Raw genomic sequence first — 504 nt, forward strand, 5'->3', positions numbered from 1 at the left:
CACTCATCATAACAGACATACTATTTGATGTAGCCACTGCCTCGGAAGCTTCCAACGACAGAGATGTGCTGACACTGTCAGATTCCGCTACCATGGTGCTATGCTGCTCCGACTGGGCTGTGCTGGCTGAGGTAGACTGGCTGAGCAGTTCCTTCTCCTCCTGGGTAAGTTCCTCACCTGCTGCTGCCTTGGCCTGTGCTCTTCTAAGGATTCGCATCTCGTCAGGGGTAAACAGTCCGGTTTCGTCTTCCTCTACCAGGTAATCCTCTTCTTCCGATGTGCTCGTGGACTCAGAAGCACTTATGGATTCCGATACGCTGGCAGACTCAGATACACTCATGGCTTCTGATACACTTGTAGCCTCCGATACACTTATGGAATCTGATATGCTTGCCGATTCCTCGGATTCTTCTTCACTTTCTGAGGTGGATTCGCTTCCTGACTCCTCAGACCCTGACTCGCTTTCTGAAGTGGAGTCGCTTCCTGACTCCTCAGACTCTGCTT

Origin of the sequence: uncultured Acetatifactor sp. (genome assembly GCF_948601915.1) — a bacterium.
GTDB lineage: Bacteria > Bacillota > Clostridia > Lachnospirales > Lachnospiraceae > Acetatifactor.